This is a genomic window from Rhodococcus sp. MS13 (assembly GCF_013277835.1).
GTDB classification, from domain to species: Bacteria; Actinomycetota; Actinomycetes; order Mycobacteriales; family Mycobacteriaceae; genus Rhodococcus_F; species Rhodococcus_F erythropolis.
Window position 1 is genome coordinate 123,394 of sequence record NZ_VBTL01000012.1, and the last position, 23,704, is coordinate 147,097.

Genomic DNA, 23,704 nt, shown 5'->3' on the forward strand with positions numbered 1-23,704 from the left:
ACTACGCAGCGCCACAGTCAGAATCACTGTGAACTCAACCGGTCACCATCGCATCGACAGATGTGCTATGACGCTTCCCGCTCCTCGTCGGTGCACAACGCGGAGTACTTGGCGAAGGCTTCCTGCAAGGTCAGCGATTTGCGTCGCTCGGCGATGTCGCGGGGCTTTCCCTGTGCAACACATCGACGAGCATGCTCGATCACAGCTTCACGAATGACGCTGGAAATGTCCGCGCCCGTGAGCTCTTGGAGGGCCTCTAGGGCCCTCAGTTCCTCTACGTCGAATCTCACCGTTACCGATCGTCTAGCCACGCTCAGGATGTTACTTGCGGGTACACCAAATTTGGTGAGTTACATATGCGTCGAGTCGAATATCTTTGGGCGCCAAAACCTTCGAATTCCGATCTACGTGGGTAAATAGTTTTCCACTCACGGCACTCATGTAATGCAACGCACACGGCGCTAGCCAGCGTGCCGACGGACACTGTCGATGTCTATGCTTGCGAAACACTGCCTTCGATCGGAGATATACCGCGTGAGCATCGACCACATCGTTTCCGCAGTCGACGGCGATGCTGCCGAGCGAATCAAAACGGCCCTGGCCGAGAGAGCCGCAACCTCGACGGACACGACCACGCTGGTGTTCGACGGCGTGAGCATCGAGATTCCGCCATCGGTCGGCGACGCCGTCGTGCAGCTCCTGACCTACCTCGCTGCCGGCGACAGCGTCGCCCTCGGGCCCGTCGCAGAACTCCTCACCACCTCGCAGGCAGCAGAGATCCTCGGCGTTTCGGACACGTATGTGCGCAAACTCGCCGACGCCGGGAAACTCCCGATCGAACTACGCGGCACCCACCGCAGGTTCCGCCTCGATGACGTGATGGCTTACCGCGAGCAGTTCCCCAAACGCGCCTAGCTCTTCGCGTACATTCCTTCGATCTCCTTCGAGAACCGATCGACGACGACATTGCGCTTGATCTTGAGCGTCGCTGTCATCTCACCGTCTTCCTCGGTCAGATCGCGATCGAGAATGACGAACTTCTTGATCGACTCTGCATGCGAGACAGCAGCATTGGCGTCGTCGACAGCCTTCTGCAGCTCCGCTCGAAGGCCCTTGTCGTCACGTAGTTCGGCGACGGTGGCACCAGAAGGCTTGCCGTTCTCCGCCTTCCACTTCTCGAACACCTCGGGGTCGACGGTCAGCAACGCCGTGATGTAGGTCTTCCCGTCGCCGACGACGACTGCTTGCGAGACGATGGAATGCGAACGGATACGGTCTTCCATCGGGCCGGGCGAGACGTTCTTGCCACCCGCTGTCACCAGAAGGTCCTTCTTGCGTCCGGTGATGGAAAGGTAACCTTCGCTGTCGAGTTCACCGAGATCACCGGTCCGCATCCAGCCGTTGACGAATGTCTCTTCGGTGGCCTTGTCGTTCTTCCAGTAGCCCTTGAAGACAACCCCGCCGTTGAGTTCGATCTCGCCGTCCTCGGCGATGCGAACCCCGTTGCCGCCCATGGGCTGTCCGACGGTTCCGATCTTCTGAGCACCTGGGACGTTGACACAGTGCGCCGCAGTAGTTTCGGTGAGACCGTAGCCCTCGTAGATCGGAACTCCCAGCCCGCGGAAGAAGTGCCCCAACTCAGGAGTGAGGGCGCCGCCGCCGGAGATCGCGAACCAGCATTCGCCGCCGAGAGCTTCACGAAGCTTCGAGTACACGAGCTTGTCTGCCACTGCGTGCTTCGCCTTCAAGATCAGCGAGGGACCACCTTTGTCGAGCGCTTCGCTGTATTCCTTTGCAGTGGTTTCTGCGAAAGCGAAGATCGCGCCCGGAATCTTTCCACCGGACTCCGCCTTCCGTGCTGCGCCGTCACGGACTTTTTCGAAGACACGCGGAACACCGAGGATGGTGTTGGGCTTGTACCGCTCGAATTGAGTTGTAATGGTGGCAAAGTCGGACCAGTGCGCCTGCGACGCGCCAGCTTCGAACGTCGCGAGGGACACCGCGCGAGCCAGCACGTGAGCGAGCGGCAGGAAGGTCAGGACTCGGTTTCCCGGAACCGCCACCTTGCCGATCGATGCCGTGAGAATCCCGCGCACCTCGGACAGGAAGTTGCGATGCGTGAGGATGCATCCTTTGGGGCGGCCTGTGGTGCCGGAGGTGTAGACGAGTGACGCCAGATCGTCGACCTTGATGCCCGCGAGTCGCTTCTTCAACTCGGTGCCGTCAACGTCGGCGCCCTGTGCGGTCAGCTTTTCGACTGCTCCGTCGTCGATCTGCATGACGGCCTTGAGAGAGCTTGGCGCGTCCTGGAACAGCTGCTCGTGCGCGCCGGTTTCGACGATCGCGATGACGGCCTCGGAGTCTTCGAGGATCCAGCTGACCTGCCCCTGAGACGACGAGTCGTAGATCGGAACGGTAGCGGCGCCGGCAGCCCAGATGGCGAAGTCGAAGAGCGTCCACTCGTATCGGGTCGCGGAGAGGAGTGCGACGCGGTCGCCTGCCTGCACGCCAGCGGCGATGAGACCGTTTGCGACGCCGGTGACCTGCTCGGCGAACTCTTTAGCCGTTACATCTACCCAACCCTCTCCCTTGGGGCGGGAGAACACCGTCAGTTCGGGCGTGCGCTCGGCGTGAGTGAAGACGGTGTGCACCACGGACTCATTGTCGGAGATGGTGAACTGGGCTTTGGCGCTGTACTCACTCACAGGGTGTCATCTCCGTTGGTCTGCGATTCGATGCTGATTCTGAAGCGGTGGAGTGCGCGGGCGAAGTCTGCGACCTCGGACTCGGTCCAATCGTGCAGCCTGCCGGCGACTTGGTCGAGCCGACGCGCGTCGGCGGCGTCGAGGTATTTGCGGCCAGCCTCCGTGAGGTGCAGCGGATTGCCCTGACGAACGGATCCCGGATCGGCATACACCCAGCCAGCCTCGATGCACCCGCGCACTTGGCGCGAGATGGTCGAGCGGTTGACGCCGAAGACTTCGGAGATCTCCGTGGCCTTGCATCCGTCATTGCGGCCGATGAAGGAGAGGAACGAATGCTGGGCGATCGACGGGTGGTCATCGGAATGCCGATCCCCCGTCATCAACTGCCGCGTCAGGTGCACCAGCTCGTCATGAACGGCTGGTGGACCGGTGAGCGCCATTGCTCCGTCGTGTTGCACTGGGCAACTATAACGCTGCCCCCAGTCCCGATTGCAATATGACCGCCGCCACCGACAAGAAGTCCGTCGGTGGCGGCGTGAAAAGTTAGACCAGATCCTCACCGTTGCGGCGAGCAGTTGCCCAATCCTTGAAGAATCCCTTGCTGATGACTCCCAGCACGACCAAGACCAACGCCGGCCAGATCAGAACATAAATGGTCAGTAGAGCTGTACTCATTCGTAGCCCTTCCACTTGTCTCGACGGTTACTTTCCGGACGCTCCCACGGCAGGAAGCTCGTCATCGTCGAAGTCTCCCGTCCGCTGCTTGATCAGTTCGAAATCGAACGTCTCACGCTGATTGACGGACATCGCAAAGCACACGACGGTACTGACGGCATAGGCCACCAAAGAACCGCTGAGCGTTGGGTAGTCGTGCAGGAAGCCGATTGCGAACGGCGCGGACAGCACGATCGCCAGGCCACCGACGATCTGCGCAACCTTCAGGCCGAAGAATCCAAATGCCATGAGCCCCAGCACCACTCCGATACCGACAACGGCAACGATGTCGGAGAAGATCCCGAACATCCCATCCATCGGCACCCAACTGAATCGGACGGGCAAGAAGGCGGCAAGCGCCACCAGAACCGACACAGTGAAGGCCTTGTTGGTGACCTTTCCCCAATAGAAGCTCGCGATAACCGGGAACACCAGCGCGCCCCACAGCGCGCCGACGAACACCAACAGATCAAGAATGCTCAGTTGCAGACTTGCCAAGGAGATAGCCGCCGCCGTGGCAACTATCATCGTTACTCGGCCGATGAGCAGCATCCGTCGAGGGTTCGCATTGGCCTTGCCTGCGACGGCTTGGCCGTAAACGTCGGTCATCACGATGGACGAGAGCGCAGCAAGGTCCGAGTCCGCCGTCGATGACAGCGCGCCGATGATCATGACAAAGAAGACAGCCAGCAAAATTCCGGGCAGGTACGACGCGGCCATCTGCGGAATCAGATTGTTGACGTCACCATCCATCGGCTCGATTCCGAGGTATAGAGCGAGAACACCCAGCATTCCGACACCAATGACCGTTGCGCCGTATCCGACGGTTGCGGTGATGAAGGTGGGCTTGATCAGGTCTTCGCGGACCGCGAACAGACGTTGGGCAATGGTCTGGTTGCCGATTGCGTAGGCAAGAACTGCTGCGATGTACGGCGCGCCCTGCTCGAAGAAGGCAACGCTCGAGAAGAAGTTGCCCTGCTCAGCAGTGAGGTTGCCTGCCCCGGATTCGAAGGCTGCCGGGAACCCTGCCGCAAAGAAGATGAACGGCACCAAAACCGCTACCGCACCGAGCATTCCGATCAGCTGAACGAAGTCGGTCAACACCGAAGCGCGGAAGCCCGACCACAGTGTGTACAGCAAAACGCCCAGCGCAACGATGAACACACCCTGGATGAAGTTGAACGGCGAAAGTAACGCGATCAGCAGACCACCAGCGAGGAAGTTCGACATCAAACTGATGAGACTGCCGACGATATTGGAACCCGCGAGCATCAGCTGACTCGAGCGTCCGTGCCGCGCGTACATGACCTCAGCCAGCGTGTGGGCTTTCGGTGCCACTTTACGAATTCGCTGGCCGAACGGATAAATGAAGAGAATCATCAACGCGCCCCACAAACCGTAGTGAATGGGGCCGGAGATTCCGTAGGTGTAGCCAGAAGTGGCAGATGCGTACATCGACGACGCCCAAATCCAGGTGGCCGTCATACTCGCGGCCGAAACACCAAATCCTAATTTGTTTCCGGCGGTCATAAAACCGTCGGCATTTTCCTGTTTCTTACCAATACGAAGAGAAATCAGAAATGTTCCACCATAAAAAGCAACAAGCAGTGAAACAATTACCAAGGTACTGAACTGGACCATGTCGGACCCCGTCACATGCCACATCCTTCGCACATAATCGGCAGAGCAAAGCACAAAACCCCTGTTCAGGATCTTTGCGCTTCGTTTCTGCACGCCCTAGGAGCGACCGCAATACCAACACCGGTCACATATTCAATTGACTAGCAACACGCACTTCGTCTTTTCGGAAACCCAACCTCCACAAAATAAATCTTCTGCGCAAGCTTTTGGCTCGACCACGCAATTCAACAACTGAGAATCGACCATAGCATGATGGCAATTTCGAACAAAAACTCCGATATTTTCCCACCCGAAAATATTCATGTTTCCGCCGCAGTAAAATCGTGCGCTTCCAGCGCATATAACAACTCCGCATCGATTGAAATCGATGCTCGATTCGATCGCATACCTACATCGACAGGACCATCCTGGCAAACCGTCGGCCCCACTCGGGATCGGCGGAAACATGCTGGTCCAGCGGATTGGAGACAATCGCCCCGATCATTCGCAAGTACACGAGAGTGTCTCGCACCATCCACGTCCAATCGTCGTCCCCGAGTCGTGTTCCGTCTGTTGTCGACCAACCCAATGCCGTGAGGCCTTCGATCATCAGTTCACTACGTTCGGACTCCGACAAGCCGGCAGCCAACGTAAGGAACAGAATTCGGCCGGCTTCCTGCGCCAACTCACCCTTTCCCAACGGCATGGCCGACACGATGTGACGCCACAGCTCGCCTTCATATGCAAGCACTGACGCGCCGAGTCGAGTCAGAAGCAATGTGCCTCGGAGTTTCCGGACAAATCTCAGTGTCTTTGCGACTTCAACGAGTACTGCTAATTGCGAGTCACTCCCTGCCGTGACACCGATCCAGTCGCTGCCCCAATCGAGTTCGTCTCGGGCGGCCGCAACATGGCCCGAAGGAAGTGCCCCGGACGCCGTCAAAACAATCCCACCACCTCGCGCGGAGTTCAGCAGCCACAGCAGTTGGCGGGTTGCTCCCTCACGCATCACCTCGAAATAGTTGTCATATCCGCCACGAAGCTCCGATTTGGCAACTGCGGCAAACAATTTCGGCGCGGAATGAACCGACAGGCGGCGCAAGAACTTCTCGAACACCGAGCTTCCCACAGGTGGTGACTTATGCAGTGCCACTGCAATGGTGACTGCTGCATTGGACTCTGCAGGAACAAAACGTTCGGGATCGAACAGTCCGGTACTCGCCTGCACGTTCAGGAACTCGCGATACCCGATCGGACCGCCAGAATCCTCCGGCGGGCACGCTCTCTCGCCGTCGAGACAGGATGGCTCAGAAATCGGCTGGTCTTCGACAATCTGCGCGAGAACCAACGTGTGACTCCACCTTGCGCGGGCGTTGTACTCATAACGGACGTACTCCCCGACCGCGGTAACTGCCTCGTCGATCCGGACTTCGTCCTCACCAAACTCGTCTTCCTGGTATCCGTCGCGCTCGATCACCTCTGGCGCGATATACCGATCTGGGCCGTTGTCCGTTGAATGATGGACACTCACCCACTGATGAGCGTGTTGATCTCCCCACCCCATCACCGCCTGCACAATCGAATGAAGTTGGTCCAGTTCGATATTCGACGGGACCGAAAACCGTCTCCAAATAGGCGGCGTGATGCAATCGAGTTCGATCCGCATGACAAAGTTCGCCACCTCCGGCCGTCGACGCTGATTCCGCATCTGCCTCGGCGTAAGGACCTTCATCTGGCTTTGCGCCGCTCGATATGCAGCTACCAAACGAAGATGTGAAGCTCGCCGAACTCGCTGACCCGTCATGTATGGAGGCTAGATCTACCTACCGACAGCCGAGATACTCACTGCCACAAGGCTGCCCGATTTGTCGGAGCTCGCATCACGTCGCTGGTCGGCTGTCAAGTCCAGATCAACACGGACCTACCCAGGCATCTTTGATCATCCACTGCGCGGACAACAGTGTGCGCCGATTACCGTAGACCTGACAGCTACCGTACGAAAACAGTGCCCAGCGCCTGCTCGGACTGGCACAGAACATGAGGATCCATGAGCGACCAAGACACGACCGCCGACCAGCCCCTCCACATCAACGGCGCAATTGCCTTGGTGACGGATGAGCGCGACGAGTTGGTTCGCCTGTGCGTCCAGACCCTCGCCGAACTACTGGGCAGTGAGCCTGCCACCGATGACGACGGCGACATTGTCGTGCCGGTTCACGGGTTTGTCGTCTACGTAACTGTTGCGGATGACGGCCCTCAGATCAACGTCTGGTCCTCGGTCCTGACGGGCCTCGGCAATCCCTCGCACGCTGCGACTCGACTGATCGAACTCGCGCAGGAATGGCCACGCCTGCGCTTCGCCTTCAGCGGCGACCACCTACTGGTCTCCACGATGCTCGACGCCGATCCCTTCGCTCCGCAGCATCTGCTGAACCTGATCGACGAGGTTCACGACTTCACTCACGAACTCGACGACGATTTTGCTGAATCCTTCGGCGGAGACCTCGACTGCGACGCCGATGACGACAGCTACGCCGGAGACTGCAATCCCGGCGGTTGCGGCGGAGACTGTGACTGTGCGTGCGGCGATGATGCAGACGGCGTCGACGGTGATCTTGGTATTACACAAGTTAAGTAGTCTGGCTCATCTTCGATCTGCTCCGCAGAGCGCTCGCTGGCGAAGTCACGAAGCGACATAGATCTGCGTGCGGTGCCAGTCCAGATAGACAACATCCGGACGCTCCGCCTTGTCCGGCAAGATCAATCGGTCTCTCAGAGGTGGCTTCCCGAGTGCGGCGCGAAGCGGACCTTCGATCTCCATATCGCTCTCGACGCCGGGCGCGAAATGGAGGTTCAAGTCCTCATCGACGGTGATGAGCCCCGTATCGAAGGCAATGTCATGTGTCGGACACGCGGTGAAGCCGTTGCGACGGTCAAGTCGCTCTTTGTCAGTGCTGTCTCGCCAGGGCTTGATATGGCTTGCAGTAAGGAGGCGCGGCCGGCGTCGGCCACCGATGTTCGCGCTAAGGCCACAGAACACGCAGCGGTGCTCGTGATTGCTGAGTACGCCAGCGGCGAACCGATGCTGGCCGATCCGAACCCTCGAGGTCAGCAATCGCTGGGTGGTCGCGATGGGGATATCTTTACGCTCGCTAGACCACTTTTCGAGCGACTGCTCCAAGGATCTCTCGATCTCACTTTGGACTAACTCTTCTTGTCCCGCCAACCACAGCGTTTCGCCGTTTTCCAATTCGAGGAAGTCTGGCAACGCATGTTCGTCAATTCCGTGGGAACGCGCCGACCGCAGAATTCGAAGGTATACGTCCTGCATCAACACGCTGTCCGAAAGCATCAACGACGCGACTTCGACCTCATATCGCCCGCCATGACTACGTGTTCCATCCAGGTTCGCCATCTTTGCGATAAAGCTCGTGGGCGGACGCTTGAACAAACTCGCAAGATGCTGGACCGGCATTCCCGCTCGATGTGCAGAAGAGCTACCGAACCGGCGATGGTCAACCAACAGCGATGCGCAGAGCGACAACACGACCTCGCTCGGAACGAACGGCACCTGTCGGCTTCCCTTCGGTACCTCCTGACGTGCGAGTACCGATTTCCACTGCGCCTCCAGCGCGGCGGGCGGCGGGTCAAGAAACTCGGAGATCACCGAAGGTGCCACTATGCGCCTTCCTGGTAAGCGTCCAACCCGCAAGTTCACACACTAGCCGGCGCCGCGCGGAATCATTCGAAGCCACTCGTGTGGTATCGCCATCCACTGATGAAGGAGTCCGGCGAACCAGTGCGCCAATCTGGCGGCCCCAAGGACCACAACGGCGCGCTGAGAGGAGGAGCCCCTACCGGAACGCACTGCCCTTCGAGGTCAGTGCCTTCACCCGCTCGACGGTCCAGACTGCAAGCACATCCACTTTGCGCTTGCGGCCCGTCTCCTTGTGGGTATCCATTTCCTGTTCCGCGATGATGTCCTTGATCCCGTCGGCATCGAGGGACGAAAGACGCTCCAAGAGAGCCTCTTCCCCATCGAGCTTGAAGACCTCGAACGGGTCGAAAGCCCCCGGCTCCCGTTTCACCTTCGGGGCAGCAGCACGACGACGCGGCGCCGGCGCAGCAGCAGGCAACGCAACCGTCGCTCCATCCGATGGAACCGCAAAAGCCTCTTCGATTGCCTTCGCAAAACGCGGAGTGCGGGCGGCTTCCTCCGCCACGACCTGAACGAGCTTGGCCAGTAACACCGATGCTGAGGCGTTGGTTGCTCCCAGTTTCAGGAGCGCTGCACCGGTTTCCTGCACCTGCACGCGACGACGCGCCTCATCGATACCCGCACTCATAGCTTCGCCTGCGCTTCCGTGAGAATGTTCTGCGTGATCGCACGCATCTGATCGAACTGACCTGCATTGCCGTACTTCACCTTCAAAGTGCTGTACGGGTGAAACTCCGCCGACGCGGCAATCTGATTCGACTCCGCGAGATATTCCGGCAATACGTGTGGGACGTTGGGATCGCGCCGAAGATTTCGCACAGTCGTGCGGTGCACCGCCGAGTTGGACTTGTACTTGGTGATCACCAACCCGAGTTCGAAGAGTTCACGGCCGAGTTCTTTGCCGAACTTCGCGATGTGCGTCTGGATCTGCGGAATGCCGTACGTGGAGAGTACATCCGGGATCGTGGGGATCACGTAGCCGTCAGCCATGGCCAATCCGTTGAGTGTGATCGGCCCGAGATTCGGCGGGCAATCGATCAGAACATAGTCGTAGTACGGCATCACCGGGGCGACGGCATCCCTCAACAATTCAACCGGCTTGGTGGAGTTCCGATCAGCAACCCGAAGGGCACTGATCTCCTCCTGCAGCTCGATCAAATCGAGAGATGAGGGAAGCAGATCCACACCCGTCACTCGCTTGACCGGCGAGACTCCGCGCTGAATCGAAGCTTCGAGATCGAAGTTCGACGTGCCATCGACAGCGTCACGGAAAATGGTTGCGCTGGTCAGCCCTTGCTTGTTGAGTTCGAGCCAGTGATCCTCGCTGATCATCATCGTCGTGAGATTGATCTGCGCATCGAGGTCGATCAGCAGCACGCGCTGACCGAATTCGAGCGACATGAACTCGGCCAACCCCGCGGTGATCGTCGTCTTACCGACGCCGCCCTTGAGGTTGATCGTCGCAATCGTCTTAGCCATCAGAACCCATTCCTGTCTCCCACCACAACACACCTAGTTCGCATCGACGATCGCCCCTGTCCCTGACTGCTTCACCCGAAAACCGATTCGCCCCAACGGCTCCGCCGCGTGCGGAAGCGCGTACGAGAACAACGTCGCAAAATCGCGCGAGTCCACGGGACCAGCCTGTGCCCGTTTCAACTGACGAGGAGCCGGATCGTTCGCCAATACCAGAATCAATGCACCGCGAGTCTTCCGATGAAGAGCACCCGCAAGCGGTCCACCGTTCTTCTTCGGGCTGCCCGCAATGTGCTCGATCGCATCGCGCTCACGGACGGCCGTACCGGTGAAACCTGTTCGGTACTCGCGTTCCTGACGCTTGCGATTGACGATCGGAAGTTTCTCGTGCCAACCCTTGATCTCGATCGGCTCCCGGGTCTTGGGGTACGGCAGCAGAACTGCAAAATCCTCGAGCAATCCGGATGCGATTGCGGTCGAAAGCGCTTCGCGGTGGGGACCGAAATCCCACCCGTTCGCCCACTCGAACTGGTCGACGGCCTCCAACACCACATGGGCAGGGACAATGCCGTATCGCGCAGTGAACGATCGCGAAACATCATCCTTGTCAACGAAATTGAAGGACCCTGTTTCGCCCAACGACTTCAATAATGGTGCAACCGCGTCGAAGTGCCGAGCGTTGATCGAACCGTCGCCTCGCGGGGGCTGCATCGTGAAGCTGAAACTTTCACCGCCCATGCCTCGATAAACCAGATCGGCGTTGAACATCTTGTTTCGAGCCGTTGGCCTCAGCCACGGCAGCTGCTGAAACACCATCGGCGGCACATCGCGTGGAGTGACCCACGGTTCGCCCTTCTCGTTCACGCCGCTGAACCGAGTGAGCTCGTTCCGGAACTCCTGCTCGTCCCGAACGATCGCCTCGAACGCCTTGTACATGTCGTAGTCCGCGCCGGCGGGTCCGCCAACCGTGCGGCCGATGAACAGGCGCACCAAGTCTCGGTACCCGGGGCGGAATCCGAACCATCGTCCCATCTGCATCAATGTGTCAGCTTGGCCCGTTCGACGCGTATAATAAGTGATGGTCAGGCCCTCGACCGTGAAGCCGCGACTCAGCTTCGTGCCGCCGACCAGAATCTTCCACACGCCGCGTTCCTGGAAATCGAGGGAATCCTGTTTGTAGTCCTTCTCGGCCGCACCGTTGACCACGATAACGGGGCTGGTTCCCTCGGAAATCTTGTCGTAGGCAGCGCCGATGAATTCCTCCAACTCGGCAAACGAACCAGGATTCTCCAGTTCACTGCCCCGAGCCGCACTCACCACCGCAAAGTCTTCGGCCCAGAGCTTGTCCAGCCGGGAAAGACTCTTGGCCTGGCTGTATCCGGCCGATTTCCACAAGGCCTTGAAGTCGTCGGCTACGGCGTCATGCTCGGCCTGCTTCACCGATTCGTGCACCAGCATCGTGTGGTGCCGATACGGCTTGGCGCCCTTCGATTCCCGGAATAGCTTGATCGCCCCGGTCAGGACAAACGAGTCGAGCGCTCGCAACTGCTCGGCTGAGCGATCCTCGTCGCACTCGGCCCGGAGATCCCGTACGTACGCTTTCTGGTTCGAATTGGCCGGAGTCTTGTCGTCGTCTTCGAGATCGTCTAGATCGTGGAAGTCCGCACCACCCATGTACGGGCCGGGCCGCTCGAGACTGACGATGAAGTCCGAAGGAAAGACGTTGACGCTGTCTTCCGGATCGACAAACACATTGGCAAAAGGTGTTGCGGTGTAACCGATGTACTGGGCACGCTCGAGTAGACCGAGGATCTCGGCAATCTGACCGTTGATCGCCGTCCGCTCGACCTGCTCGGTTTTCATCTTCTTCGGATCGATCGTGTTCACCGATGCCTGATCGGCTTCGTCGTCGATGATCAGGGCAGGAATCTGATCGAGTTCGGTCGGCACTTTCTTCAGATCGGCCACCAGCTTCTTGAGGCTGGAGACGTTCTTCTTCACGACCGCGATGCGAATATTGCTGGGGTACAGATTCTTCGGATCATTCAGCGGAAGGGAGTGATCCACGGTTTCGAAGTGCAGTGCGCTCAGGCCCGCGAGCAGGCTCTTGTAGTCAAAGGTCGAGGTGGTGAGTCGACGGATAGCCGGGATTTCATTGGTCTTGTTCGGATCGATTTCGTGTTCGAGAAAGTTCCCGTCCCGCCAGTCCTCGTCGTTGGCGTAGTCGTCGTCCACACCGGCACTGATGTTTTGACGACCGACCAATTCCATGTCGAGGCGTCGCTGAGTCTGGCTCCGGAGAATCTCGATCGTGCCGGTCAACACGATGACCAAGCGGTACCCAGCGTCGATCGCCTTGGCCACCACGCCGCTGAAATTCGCCGTCTTCCCGCTCTGGACGTAGCCGACCACCAAACCTTTGGACTGATACGGCTCGGGCCGCGTCGGATCCGCAAGCCGGTGCACAACCTCAGTGGTTGCAATGTCCAGCTTTCCGATTGTCGCCTCGTCCCAGTTCTTGTCGGCTAGACCTCGCTTGTAAGCGCGCCAATAGAAGTCGTGCTCGCGGCGGCGTTCGGAGGTGTACCAGGGGTCCCACGGCTGCTGAGCCGCAATGACAACGGGCCCACCTTCGCGAGGGAAGTGCGCATCCATCTCGGCGTGGGCGTCGACCGGCAATCCCAACAAGTCGTAGATCCGAGCCCGCCGTTCCGGACTTTGCGGAACAGTCGAGCCTACCCACGTCTCGACACTTTCCGCATCCCACTGCCGTAGACGCGAGGTGAGCGCCGTTCGTACACCGACAGCACTCTCATCGAGGAACACATCGATGATGTCCGCGATGGTCAGGCCATCCGGATAGCTCGCTCGCAGGCGCGCGTTGACCGGGTAGAGCACGTTCTCGGGCGGAAACCCGTCACCGAGTTCACGCGCAACCGCACGGAATACTTCATCACTCACTGCACTACCTGCTCCCGGTGCGCTGCCACTGCGGAAATCAACACTTCCTGCCACGCCTGCATCTTTTCCCTCTGACGAGCGCCGATTCTCGTTCCTTCGAACATCTCACTCACCAACAGGAAGACAAGCGTCTTGAGCACCGGAGCATCAGCCGGGTCGAGACTGCGACGTCCGAGCAGATCACGCCGAAAACGCGCATTGATCCACAAAGTCCGAGTCTTGAGGTCAACTTCGAAGAACTGATCACGCGCCAAGGCTCGCCAACCCACAGCAACAGGATCATCACCGACGCTGAATTCGAAGGCGTCGCTGAAGGAATCGAGCACGTCTTCCGGAAAGCCGGATGCCGGCTCGATGACGCTGATCGGCCGAGGTGCAGAACTTCGGGCTGCCCGCACGACGCGCTCGGCATCGGTCAGATACGAACGGAATCCACCGTTGCAATCCGTGAAGACGGCCCCGTCGACGGCAGCCGACGCAGTGGCGTCGAGCGTCACCCCCGATTTCTCGGGATTGATGGTGATGTGCTGCAGCAGAGAATCGTTCAGATCGACAGCAATTCGTGCCAATCCGTAGTCCGGTCGGCCCCGCACTATCGCGTTCCAGCCGCCGATCTGCAGGAGTCGATCGTGCCGATAGAAGTAGAGCCCCTGCTGGTCGCGGCCGGGGGCGCCGTGGATGCGAAATTCCGGTGCATTGCTCCGGGCGGGCCACATGTGAGCTTCGGCGGTTACTGTGGCACCGGCGATCGACACGGTAAGTGTCCGAGGGTAGTTGGGGTCGCCGGTGCGCGGATACCGGAACGGGTCGATGGCACTGACTGTGCGCAGCGCGCCGGCGCGTCCCGCTTCGACGTCGAAGACATCCACAGTCAGAGCGATCCGGCCGGATTCGATGAGACGGTGAAATACGACGCCGAGGTGACTGCGCACGTCGTTGATGGTCTGTTCGAGCCAGCTGGTCTGCTCGTCCGCGTGCGCGGACATGAGAAATGTTGTGATGCCGCGCCATTCGACAACAGTTCCGGTGTCGAAGGGAAAGCGGGGCGTGACTGCGTCGAAGAATTCTTCGGCTTGCCGGTCCTCGATCACCGAAACTGACTGACGCCCCTGCACTGAGGCCGAGTCGATCTCGCGGCCCTGCGTCGGGTGCCCGGACTTTCGAGACCACACTCGGAGCAACCGAGCCTGACTCAACGACGCCGCCTTCATCCCTACACCGAAATGACCCAGGTCCCCGGCGGCATAGTCGCGTCGGCGGCCGTAGGTCATCGCGGAATCAATGGTGTCACTGTCCATGCCGGAGCCGTTGTCGATCACCATCATCGACACGATCCGTGTGCCGTCCTGAACGAACCTGATCAGCACGTGGGAGGCCTCGGCGTCGAGGCTGTTGTCGATCAGATCGGCGAGCGCTGTCGCGATGGTGTGGTGCAAGCCGATGGCGCCGGCGAGGGACTCGTCCGCAGCAAGGATCTTGGTGCCCACTATGCGGGTGTCCGCGACGTCAGTCATGGGATGCATCCTTACCCTCTACCTCGTCGATTTCGGATGCTTCGCCGCGCCTCCATGCCGCCTCCAGGAAGTCCAAAACCACGTCTTCACCACGATCTTCGTACGCGCGCAGTATCTTTCGTGGACGGTCTTCGCCGTCCAGACACACGGCTTCGGCGAGAATCCGCACCACATGTCTCTCGGCAGTTCGCAATGGCTCGCGATTGCCAACCTCTGCAAGTGCCTGACGTAGTGGGTCGATGTCAGAGTGAACGATCGCCGGTCGGACCACGCGGAAGGTTCCGTCTTGCCACAGCTCGAGCAACACGTCTTCGCCCTCCACAGCGGAGAGTTCACGCAGGAATCGGCGGATAGTGCCGAACGTCGGCTGCGCTCCGGTCCACCGAACTGCTTGAACGCCGAGGTGGCTCTCCAACTCGATGGTCTCACCGCGCACACAGCCGGCAGCGACTGCAACACCGGCGGGTACAGCAAATCCGGAGCCCCGCAGATGATCTGCGGTCACAGTCAGTCGATACCGCCACGTACTACCTGACCGGTACAGGCGGCGAGTCAACTCTGGCGTCTTCGCAGTGTTGCGTGTCCGCTTGCGCCGGACTATCCCGTCACCACCAATGTTGAACTCACTGGCTTCTTCAGCCTCTCCCGAAGAAACCGGTTCCTCCCCAACGGAATCCGCGCTTCCCCAGGCGTGCAGCCGCCACACTGCGCCGTCGAGCGCCACGCGATCGTCGGCCTCGAGCGCGCGCTCGATCGACCGCTCACTGCGATCGGACTTCAGCAAGTCCACTAGCTCGACGACGGACTTCGGCGATCCGACGGCTTCGAGCGCGCCGACTGCCAGATCGGAGATCCGACGCGCACGCGTCAGCGCAGACTCCGCCACAACGACAACGCCGCACCACGCAAGCCACTTCTCCAGTTCGCCGCGTGACATCGACACCACTTCGGCGACGTCGTCGAGTGCAACCACACCGTTCGGGGACTCAAAGTCCTCGAGCAAGGTCTGAGTCCGTTTCTTGGCCTCCGCGACGCCCGGAGCGGCAGCCCAACCGTCAGTCACCTCGAAGTAGTCGTCGAGACGGTCCAGAACCAACCACAGCGGAACTCCGTAACCAGGCACCTCCGCCGCGATGCTCGGATGCACGTCGAGGAGGCGATCAAGCGAAGCTACCGGCTGAATCTCGACCCGCAGGCTGGCAAGCAGGTTCCCCACCGCCGTCCCGAATCCGCACGCCGCGTTGAGCTTGGCTTTCACGTCGGCCTCGATCTGCCCGACTCGCCCCGAGCCCACACCGAGCTTGGCTCCGATCGCTCCCCTGCGCTGCGGAACTCGCGCCACGATCCGCTCACGCAACACCAACGACTCCCGCTCATCCAGCTGCGAGAAGAGATTGTCGATCTCGTCCATCGCGTCAGTACGGTCCGTGTCGGGCAAGTCGTTCGGCGTCAGAGCCGAGATCCGGGCGGCAACTTCCTGAATCGAGGCCGGAGATTCATCGTCGATCTCGACGGTGACGAGTGGTCTGCTGTCCTGGCCTCGGACCCGTCGCCACATTGCCAGCTGAGCGAGATCGTCGAGCAGCGCTGTGATCGCGGGTGGGGCAACTGATTCCTCAGCGGTCTCGACGCGGGCGAGCGGAGTCGTCATGACCGCACAGACCAACAGGTTGAGCACTATGTCGTGCACCGTCTGTTCGCTCGTTCCGCGCACGCCGAAGATCTCAGCGGTCGTATGCGTCAGTAGACCGCCGATTGCTTTGTCGGTGGTGAGCCGTGACAACGCCGTCACTGCGCGAGTATCGAGACTCAACACCTCCAGCGGGAGATCTTCACCAAGGAGCGGAAAGCTCTCTTGTAATACCGCTGCCGCGTGGTGAGCGATGTAGAGGGACGCCAGCTCGGAGAGAACCTTCTCGAGATCGACCTCGAGAACAGTGAACGACGGCGCTTCGCTGAACCACCAATCAGGCGACGGGGCCAGCGGCTCGAGCAGCGCAGCACGATCGGATACGTAGTCGTCCAGCCAAGGAAACAGATCGACCCACAGCGTCTGACTCAGCTCGTTCGCGGGAAGCGAGTTCACACCCAACGTCAACGCACTACTCCCACTCACGGATACCTTCATTGCAGTCAAAACCGACCGCGATGTCGGTAACAAGTTACTGCAGCTTGTGAGCGGTCGCAGCGCCGGACCTGCTTACCCGACAGTCAGACTTTCTCCGCTCAGTCGACGGCGGTGAAACCCTTCGCCCGATCTTTGTCGACCGACGTCCACAGCGTCGTCGACAGTTCGGCCTTCACCAGCGGGATGACCTCCTCGGCAAAGCGGCGCAGAGTGTCCTTCTGCTGCTCGAAGTCGAGCACGTGATTGACCGACACCGATTGGAAATCGTGGCCGTAGCTCTGGTGGTAATCGAGGATCTTCTCGGCGACTCGCTCCGAAGACCCGACCAACGCCGGCCCGCGGTCGACGGCTTCCTCGATCGTCCGGAAGCTCGTCGACTTTCCGACCGCTTTGGGGTCGTGCGTGCGTTTGTCAGCTTGTGCAACGGCGCCCTCGTAGATCGGACGGAACTCTTCGATGGCCTGCTCGGTCGTGTCGGCGAGGAACAATCCGCCCGAACCCGAACCGACATACGCCTTGGCCGGGTCATGTCCGTACGCCAGGTACTGCTCGCGGTAGTGGTCGATCAGCACTTTGTAGTTCTCACGAGGCTGGAAGGCGTTGGCGGTGACGATGGGGTCGCCCCACTTCGCCGCGAGTTCGACGGCCTCGAACGAGGTAGCCGATCCGTGCCAGATACGGAACGGGCCGTCGAAAGGACGCGGTAGCGTCGTCGCGTCCTCGAGCGAAGGCCGGTGCGTTCCCACCCACTTGACGTTTTCCTCGCTGATCAGCAGTTTGAGGAGTTCGTAGTTCTCGGTGAGGTACTCGTACTGCTTGGCGATGTCCAGACCGAGGAGCGGGTATTGAAGAACCTCGTTGCCCTTGCCGATCACGATCTCGAGGCGTCCCCGGCTGAGTTGATCGATGGTTCCGAAATCTTCGGCGACTCGGATCGGGTCGAGTAGCGACAGGACGGTGACACCTGTCGACAGCAGGATTCTGTCCGTGGCCTGCGCAATCGCGCCCAAAACGACGGTTGGCGCCGACGAAAGAACCGGCCCGGCGTGGCGCTCACCCACCGAGAACGAATCGATACCCAGTTCTTCGGCGAGAACCGCCAGTTCGACGACGCGGTTGAGCCGGTCGGGCGGGGCAACTTCCTCGCCGGTCACTGGATGGGGTGGGTTGAAAATGATGTCCAGAACCTGAAAACGCATGACCCGTCTTTCTCGATAACCGCACAGCGCGCCTGTCCCTCGGAGGCTAGTGCGTGACTGCTCGACGGATCAGCCAACCGACGACGCTCCCAACGCAACCAACGTGTGAAATCTTTTAATCAGCAACATCTTTCGACCCAAAGAGACGACTCGGTCGATAAAACTCTCCCCGATCCGAAGTCGCCCGAAAACATGCCGAACTCCCGCCAGGCAGGACCTGTGTCACCAACCAAACGAGCGCACGGTAAACATGAAGTACTAAGAGTGCGTTCCCTTATCGTTAAGAGGTACTTGATATGAACGGTGCGGCAGCCATCGGTGATGGCATATTTCAGATTCCTGTCCCGATCACGGACAACCCGCTCGGGCACACGCTCGTCTACGCCATGGAATCCCCCGGCGGACTGATCTTGGTCGACGCTGGCTGGGGTGACGACAATGGCTGGCAGGGCCTCAACGCGGGGCTCGCCGAGATCGGACATTCGGTGACCGACATCGAGGGCGTTGTGGTCACGCACTTCCATCCGGACCACACCGGACTGTGCGGACGGGTCCGCGAGGCGTCCGGCGCCTGGATCGCCATGCACGAGGACGACCACTACCTGTTCGATCAGATGGCCACTGCGCGTAACGAGGAGTGGATGGCGTACCAGCTCGACAACATGGAACGTGCCGGAGCGCCCGCAGCTGACCGTGATGCCTTCCGACTGGCTGCCGCGGGTGAGTCTCCGGTGGGCCCCGAGTCGGCTCCCGACCGCCTTCTCGCGGACGACGAGATCATCGCGCTCACCGGCCGCGGCCTCCGCGTTGTCTACACCCCCGGCCACACGCCTGGTCACGTCTGCTTCTACCTCGACGACGCCGACGTCATGTTCACTGGCGACCACGTCCTGCAGAAGACGACACCACACGTCGGCAACTTCGTGTACCCACTCGACGAGCGTGACGCCCTCGCCGATTTCCTCGACTCGCTCGCACGGGTGCAGAACATGAACATCACCCGCGGTCTCGGCGCTCACGGCATTCCGATCGACGACGTCGGAGGTCGCGCCGGTGAGCTGATCGAGCATCACCAGGAGCGACTCGATCACCTGCTCCAGGAGTTCGCCGACGACAAGCTCACCGTGTGGGACGTCGCGGCAAAGATGAAGTGGTACAAGCCGTGGGCCGAGATCTCCCCGATGGGAAAGACGATGGCGTTGTCCGAAGGTGCAGCTCACCTTCGCCATCTGGTTGCCCGAGAGCAGGTCTCTCAGGTTCCCGGCTCCGAGCCCGCGCTCTTCGCTCGCTCCGTCTGAAAGATCAGGGCCGACAAGCACTCCGCTCGTCGGCCCTGATCTCTATTCCGCTTCGGCCTGATCGACTATTCGGGTCGACGCCGATCGCGGGACCACCACTACCGGAACCGGTGAGTACCGCACGATCTTCGCTGCCCGACTGCCGAGGAACACCCGCGCCAGTGGACCTGCCTTGCTCGAGCCGACAGTCAGAACGTCACCTCGGTCCCACTCGACGCCCTCGAGCGCCTCGGCCCAGTTACGACCATGGCTGATAACCGATTCCATGACGTCGGGTATTTCGGGCAGTGCACGCACGCGCTCGAAGGCAGCGTTGGTCTCGCGCTCGACCACCTCGGCCCACTCAGAGATGATCGGTGAATCCCCCTCGGTCCCGAGCGTGGTCGTGTACTGCGCGTTCGCACGAACTGCAAACGCCGCCAGTCTGAGTCCAGCATCGACACGCGCAGCCACGGTCGCGGCGGCGAGCACCAGATCGTCTTGATCGGGTGTGCCCGAGTATGCGGCGGTGACGCGGCGAACCACCTCACCGGGCTTGGTTCGAAATCCCCTCGGCGCCAGGGCGACCGGAACGTCGGAGCTGTGCAGCAAGCGTGAGGTGACACTGCCGAGAGCCACGTGACCGAACACCCCGGCCGTAGACGAATCCAGGACGATCATCTTGGCTTCGTGCTCGTGAACGAGATCGAGCAGGCCACTCGACGTCGACTGAGCCTCATGCACGACATAGGTCACGTCGACGTCGGAGGGCATGTCTGCCCGCGCTTTCGCCAGTGCCGCTTCGGCTTCGGCTCGCAACTGCTGGTGGTATTCGGCGTCGACCCGCGCCATTCCGGGCGGTGGCGGCGAGGGAATCACCGCGCAGATCACCAACGGTTCACCGGACGAGCGCGCCAACAGCGTTGCCAGATGGACGGTTCCGGAACTGTCACCGTCGGGTGCGTATCCCGCGAGCAGCGTCATGAGTCGGACTCCGATCCCAATTCGGCGCGGTTCTTCGCACCGAGCCGCGAGTGCTTCATACCGTAGGCGAAGTACCAGATGATCGCGACGGTCACCCAGACGAGGAACACGTAGATCGTGACGGTTCGGAGGTCCTTGATGATCCACAGGCAACCCAGGATCGAGAGGATCGGCGTCACCGGATAGCCGGGAACTTTGAAGCTGCGCGGCAGGTCCGGGTCACTGCGCCGCAGGATGATGACCCCGATCGAGACAACGAGGAAGGCCACCAGGGTTCCGATACTGGTCATTTCGGCGAGGAAGTTGATGGGAATGAAACCGGCCAGAATGCTGATGACGACGCAGACGATAATGGTGTTGGGCACCGGCGTCAGAGTCCGCGGGTTCACCTTGTGGAAGATCGACGGAATCATGCCGTCGCGTGACATCGCGAACAGAATGCGGGTCTGACCGTAGATGACCACGAGCGTGACGCTGCAGATCGAGATCACCGCACCGGCGGCCAGAAGTGTTCCCGGCCAGGTAGATCCGGTCACCTGTTCGAGGATGGCGGACAGCCCGGCTTCCTGACCTTCGAACGATGCGGAATCCTGTGCACCGATCGCCACGGCGACAACGGCGATGTAGATCGCGGTGACAGACACGAGCGCAATGAGGATCGCGAGAGGGAGATTGCGACGAGGGTTCTTCACTTCTTCGCCGGCGGTGGACACGGCGTCGAGGCCGATGTACGAGAAGAAGATGATTCCGGCGGCGGACATGACGCCACTGAATCCGAACGGTGCGAAGTCGGCGAAGTGATTGCTGTTCCATCCGGCGATGCCGACCACGATGAAGAGCAGCAGAATTGCGAGTTTGATCGAGACCATGATGGCGTTGGCCTTGGCCGATTCACTGGCGCCGCGAATGAGCAGAACACCGCACAGGCACACCAGGATCACTGCGGGCAGATTGATGATGCCGCCCTGCTCCGGCGCTTGTGACAGCGCGTTGGGGATCTGGAACCCGAAGAGGTTGCCAAGTAGCTGGTTCAAGTACTGCGACCATCCGACGGACACCGCCGCGGCCGAGACTCCGTACTCGAGAAGCAGACACGCGCCGACGGCCATGGCCGGAAGCTCTCCGAGCGTCGCGTAAGCGTAGGAATACGACGAGCCCGACGCCGGGACAGCTCCGGCCAACTCCGCGTAACAAATCGCTGTGAGTCCCGCGACGACACCGGCAACAACGAAGGAGATGATCACTGCCGGACCCGCAACCGGGACTGCCTGCGAGAGGACGAAGAAGATGCCGGTGCCGATCGTGGCGCCGATGCCGAACATGGACAACTGCGCCAAACCGATACTGCGGGTCAGCTCGCCGCCGTTGGTATCTGCGCCGGTCTCCTGGTCTATCTGCAAAGCCGGCTTGCGCCGAAGTACGTGTTTGACGAGAGTAGCCATCGACGCTCCTCTAGAGTGCCTGGTAGGAAACTGTTGTATCCTCATACTGCACGTAAGTGTCCTGCGACACAACAGTTGGAGCAAAGTTGCCCAGCTCACGCCAACCGTCCGGTCTGGAATGCCCGGATCGTGAACCGCCTTCGGAGAAAACGGGGAGATCATGACCGGACCGACCATCACCGTCGACCTGCGTCGTATCGAACAGAATGCGCGCGTCCTCGTCGAAGCGTCCAATGCCAAGGGTATTGCGGTGGCGGGCGTCAGCAAATCTACATGTGGCTCCCCCAAGGTGGCGCGAGCAATGGTCCGCGGCGGCGTCACGCAGATCGCCGACTCCCGCCTGGACAACCTGGCCCGCATTCGCCGCGACGGCATCACCGTTCCCCTGATGCTGATCCGCGCACCGTCGCTGAACGAGATCGACGACACGATCCGCTACGCGGACATCAGCCTCAACTCCGAGTTGACGACGATTGCTGCTCTGGGCAGAGCAGCACAAACGCGAGGAGTCGTCCACGACATCGTGCTGATGATCGACCTCGGAGATCTCCGCGAAGGGATCCTGCCGGCGGAGGCGTTGGACGTAGTCGCTGAAATCCTTCCCATCGAGGGCATCAGACTGATCGGAATCGGCGCGAACCTCGCCTGCGTCGGCGGCATCCAACCGACCGTCGACAACCTGTCGAATCTGGTCTACCTAGCCGACGAAATCACGAAGCGGTTCTCGATCGAACTGCCGATCGTTTCCGGCGGCAATACGTTCTCGCTGCCACTACTCGAGACGGGCACGATGCCCGAGGGGATCAACCATCTGCGTTTGGGCGCCAGCATCGTACTGGCCGAATCACCTACTCCCCCAGGACTGTACGAACTGCTGAACAACGATGCCTTCACTCTCACCGCGGACATCATCGAGGCCAAGGTCAAGCCGTCGCGGCCGTATGGAGTCTCAGGCGAAGACGCATTCGGCCGACGCCCCGTCTTCGACAACGAGGACAAGCCGAGCCGACGCCTGATCTTGTCCATCGGCCGCGAAGACATCTCGCCGGAAGGCTTGACCCCGATCGATCCGCGCCTGAAGGTGATCAGCGCCAGTAGCGATCACCTCCTCGTCGACGCCGGAGAAACAGGTGACGAATACCGACTGGGTGGCACCGTCGACTTCACGATCGATTACGGCGCGCTCTTGATGGCGATGACATCGCCCTACGTCGAAAAGCGATACGTTCTGGGCACCGAACCGATCGATGCCAATGCGACCGTCGAATTGATCGACCTCGAAACTACCGGCCTGGCAAGCCATCTCCTCGATCACGGTCTACGTGAGGACATGTCCGGAATCGGTTTCGACTGCATTCAAGCAGAGAATGCCGCTGCGGATCTCACAACGCTGCCGCTGTGGCTCACTGCCGAAGCCTGGCAGAACACCAGAATTCCGATCGCCACCGAACCTGGAACCGATTTGGGTGCAATCATTTTCGCTTCACACGGTGACATCGAACAATTGCTGTCGTCGGCGGCGGATCTGCACGGCCCCAGTTTGGAGAACACCGTCTTGGTGGGCGTCAAGAACGCCACGGTCGATCACAAGCGCGCACTCGACGAGTACGGGGTATTGCTGGTGACGATCGACGAGATCGATCGCCATGGCATGGCGGCCTTGATGCCTCGCGTCCTCGCCGCGGCGGGCCAGGGTGTGAACGGCGTCCACGTCCATTTCGACATGGACATCATCGACGGACGTGTTCTCGGAGTCGACGACACGACACATCTGGGCGGCCTCACATTCCGAGAAGCGCACCTCGCCGCCGAATTCATCAGCGAGACCGGCCTGACGAGATCGATTTCGATCGGCAGCGTCGCGGCAGCGGATTCCGATCCCCTCGGACGGCAAGCGACCTTCGTCGACGGACTGGTTGCATCGCTGCTCGGGCGCAAGGTGGTCAAAGCCTGACGCTGTCGGCAG

19 protein-coding genes are annotated in these 23,704 nt (G+C 60.4%); 4 read left to right on the forward strand and 15 right to left on the reverse strand.

The genetic code is table 11. The features are described 5' to 3' along the window. Nucleotides 1-65 precede the first annotated feature (65 nt). Nucleotides 66-311 (reverse strand): hypothetical protein, encoded by a 246-nt coding sequence (locus FEZ59_RS25480; protein ID WP_258537558.1) that lies wholly within the window; start codon nucleotides 309-311, stop codon nucleotides 66-68. A gap of 223 nt (nucleotides 312-534) precedes the next feature. Here FEZ59_RS25480 and FEZ59_RS25485 point away from each other — a divergent pair, with 223 nt between their 5' ends. Continuing rightward, a complete protein-coding gene (locus FEZ59_RS25485; protein WP_003941392.1) occupies nucleotides 535-915 on the forward strand; it encodes a helix-turn-helix domain-containing protein in 381 nt (126 codons plus the stop codon). Here the strand turns inward: FEZ59_RS25485 and FEZ59_RS25490 are convergent. The 5 genes from FEZ59_RS25490 to FEZ59_RS25505 form a co-directional block, all read right to left on the reverse strand. Then, on the reverse strand, nucleotides 912-2,705 hold the full coding sequence (locus tag FEZ59_RS25490) for a long-chain fatty acid--CoA ligase (RefSeq protein WP_141489180.1): 1,794 nt from the start codon (nucleotides 2,703-2,705) through the stop codon (nucleotides 912-914). The genes FEZ59_RS25485 and FEZ59_RS25490 overlap by 4 nt on opposite strands. Then, on the reverse strand, nucleotides 2,702-3,145 hold the full coding sequence (locus FEZ59_RS25495; RefSeq protein ID WP_007726042.1) for a MarR family winged helix-turn-helix transcriptional regulator: 444 nt from the start codon (nucleotides 3,143-3,145) through the stop codon (nucleotides 2,702-2,704). Before FEZ59_RS25495 ends, FEZ59_RS25490 begins: the two co-directional genes overlap by 4 nt. 103 nt (nucleotides 3,146-3,248) lie before the next feature. Beyond that, on the reverse strand, nucleotides 3,249-3,380 hold the full coding sequence (locus FEZ59_RS30170) for a putative transporter small subunit (protein ID WP_003941363.1): 132 nt from the start codon (nucleotides 3,378-3,380) through the stop codon (nucleotides 3,249-3,251). A gap of 27 nt (nucleotides 3,381-3,407) precedes the next feature. Next, the gene (locus FEZ59_RS25500; RefSeq protein ID WP_172436616.1) at nucleotides 3,408-5,060 is read right to left on the reverse strand and encodes a sodium:solute symporter family protein; all 1,653 of its coding nucleotides are present in this window, start codon (nucleotides 5,058-5,060) and stop codon (nucleotides 3,408-3,410) included. Nucleotides 5,061-5,448: 388 nt separating this feature from the next. After that, complete coding sequence (locus tag FEZ59_RS25505; RefSeq protein WP_346343250.1) at nucleotides 5,449-6,747, reverse strand: plasmid pRiA4b ORF-3 family protein; 1,299 nt, start codon at nucleotides 6,745-6,747, stop codon at nucleotides 5,449-5,451. A gap of 339 nt (nucleotides 6,748-7,086) precedes the next feature. Here FEZ59_RS25505 and FEZ59_RS25510 point away from each other — a divergent pair, with 339 nt between their 5' ends. Then, the gene (locus FEZ59_RS25510) at nucleotides 7,087-7,677 is read left to right on the forward strand and encodes a hypothetical protein (protein WP_054831766.1); all 591 of its coding nucleotides are present in this window, start codon (nucleotides 7,087-7,089) and stop codon (nucleotides 7,675-7,677) included. A gap of 45 nt (nucleotides 7,678-7,722) precedes the next feature. On the opposite strand, the gene FEZ59_RS25515 is transcribed toward FEZ59_RS25510, so the two are convergent. From FEZ59_RS25515 to FEZ59_RS25545, 7 genes are all read right to left on the reverse strand, one after another. Continuing rightward, nucleotides 7,723-8,718, reverse strand: coding sequence for an HNH endonuclease (locus FEZ59_RS25515; RefSeq protein WP_172933393.1), 996 nt, complete (start codon nucleotides 8,716-8,718; stop codon nucleotides 7,723-7,725). A gap of 175 nt (nucleotides 8,719-8,893) precedes the next feature. After that, nucleotides 8,894-9,385, reverse strand: coding sequence for a hypothetical protein (locus tag FEZ59_RS25520; RefSeq protein ID WP_045071457.1), 492 nt, complete (start codon nucleotides 9,383-9,385; stop codon nucleotides 8,894-8,896). After that, nucleotides 9,382-10,236 carry a ParA family protein gene (locus FEZ59_RS25525; protein ID WP_003940667.1) on the reverse strand — a complete coding sequence of 285 codons (855 nt, stop codon included), beginning with the start codon at nucleotides 10,234-10,236 and terminating at the stop codon, nucleotides 9,382-9,384. Before FEZ59_RS25525 ends, FEZ59_RS25520 begins: the two co-directional genes overlap by 4 nt. Nucleotides 10,237-10,269: 33 nt before the next feature. Beyond that, the gene (locus tag FEZ59_RS25530) at nucleotides 10,270-13,194 is read right to left on the reverse strand and encodes a Z1 domain-containing protein (protein WP_141489177.1); all 2,925 of its coding nucleotides are present in this window, start codon (nucleotides 13,192-13,194) and stop codon (nucleotides 10,270-10,272) included. Beyond that, a complete protein-coding gene (locus tag FEZ59_RS25535; protein WP_007729274.1) occupies nucleotides 13,191-14,708 on the reverse strand; it encodes an ATP-binding protein in 1,518 nt (505 codons plus the stop codon). The genes FEZ59_RS25530 and FEZ59_RS25535 overlap by 4 nt, the downstream gene beginning before the upstream one ends. Next, a complete protein-coding gene (locus FEZ59_RS25540) occupies nucleotides 14,701-16,824 on the reverse strand; it encodes a hypothetical protein (protein WP_258537559.1) in 2,124 nt (707 codons plus the stop codon). The genes FEZ59_RS25535 and FEZ59_RS25540 overlap by 8 nt, the downstream gene beginning before the upstream one ends. Before the next feature lie 110 nt (nucleotides 16,825-16,934). Then, nucleotides 16,935-18,035, reverse strand: coding sequence for an LLM class flavin-dependent oxidoreductase (locus tag FEZ59_RS25545; protein WP_134999871.1), 1,101 nt, complete (start codon nucleotides 18,033-18,035; stop codon nucleotides 16,935-16,937). A gap of 296 nt (nucleotides 18,036-18,331) precedes the next feature. Here FEZ59_RS25545 and FEZ59_RS25550 point away from each other — a divergent pair, with 296 nt between their 5' ends. After that, the gene (locus tag FEZ59_RS25550) at nucleotides 18,332-19,333 is read left to right on the forward strand and encodes an MBL fold metallo-hydrolase (RefSeq protein ID WP_058037188.1); all 1,002 of its coding nucleotides are present in this window, start codon (nucleotides 18,332-18,334) and stop codon (nucleotides 19,331-19,333) included. 42 nt (nucleotides 19,334-19,375) lie between these two features. Here the strand turns inward: FEZ59_RS25550 and FEZ59_RS25555 are convergent, their stop codons facing one another. Both FEZ59_RS25555 and FEZ59_RS25560 read right to left on the reverse strand, forming a co-directional pair. Next, a complete protein-coding gene (locus FEZ59_RS25555; protein WP_003940649.1) occupies nucleotides 19,376-20,296 on the reverse strand; it encodes a universal stress protein in 921 nt (306 codons plus the stop codon). After that, nucleotides 20,293-21,738: an amino acid permease gene (locus tag FEZ59_RS25560; RefSeq protein ID WP_134999872.1), complete on the reverse strand. Its 1,446-nt coding sequence runs from the start codon at nucleotides 21,736-21,738 to the stop codon at nucleotides 20,293-20,295. The genes FEZ59_RS25555 and FEZ59_RS25560 overlap by 4 nt, the downstream gene beginning before the upstream one ends. Nucleotides 21,739-21,898: 160 nt before the next feature. Between FEZ59_RS25560 and FEZ59_RS25565 the strand changes: the two genes are divergently transcribed. After that, nucleotides 21,899-23,692: an alanine racemase gene (locus FEZ59_RS25565; protein WP_134999873.1), complete on the forward strand. Its 1,794-nt coding sequence runs from the start codon at nucleotides 21,899-21,901 to the stop codon at nucleotides 23,690-23,692. The last annotated feature ends 12 nt before the right edge of the window (nucleotides 23,693-23,704 follow it).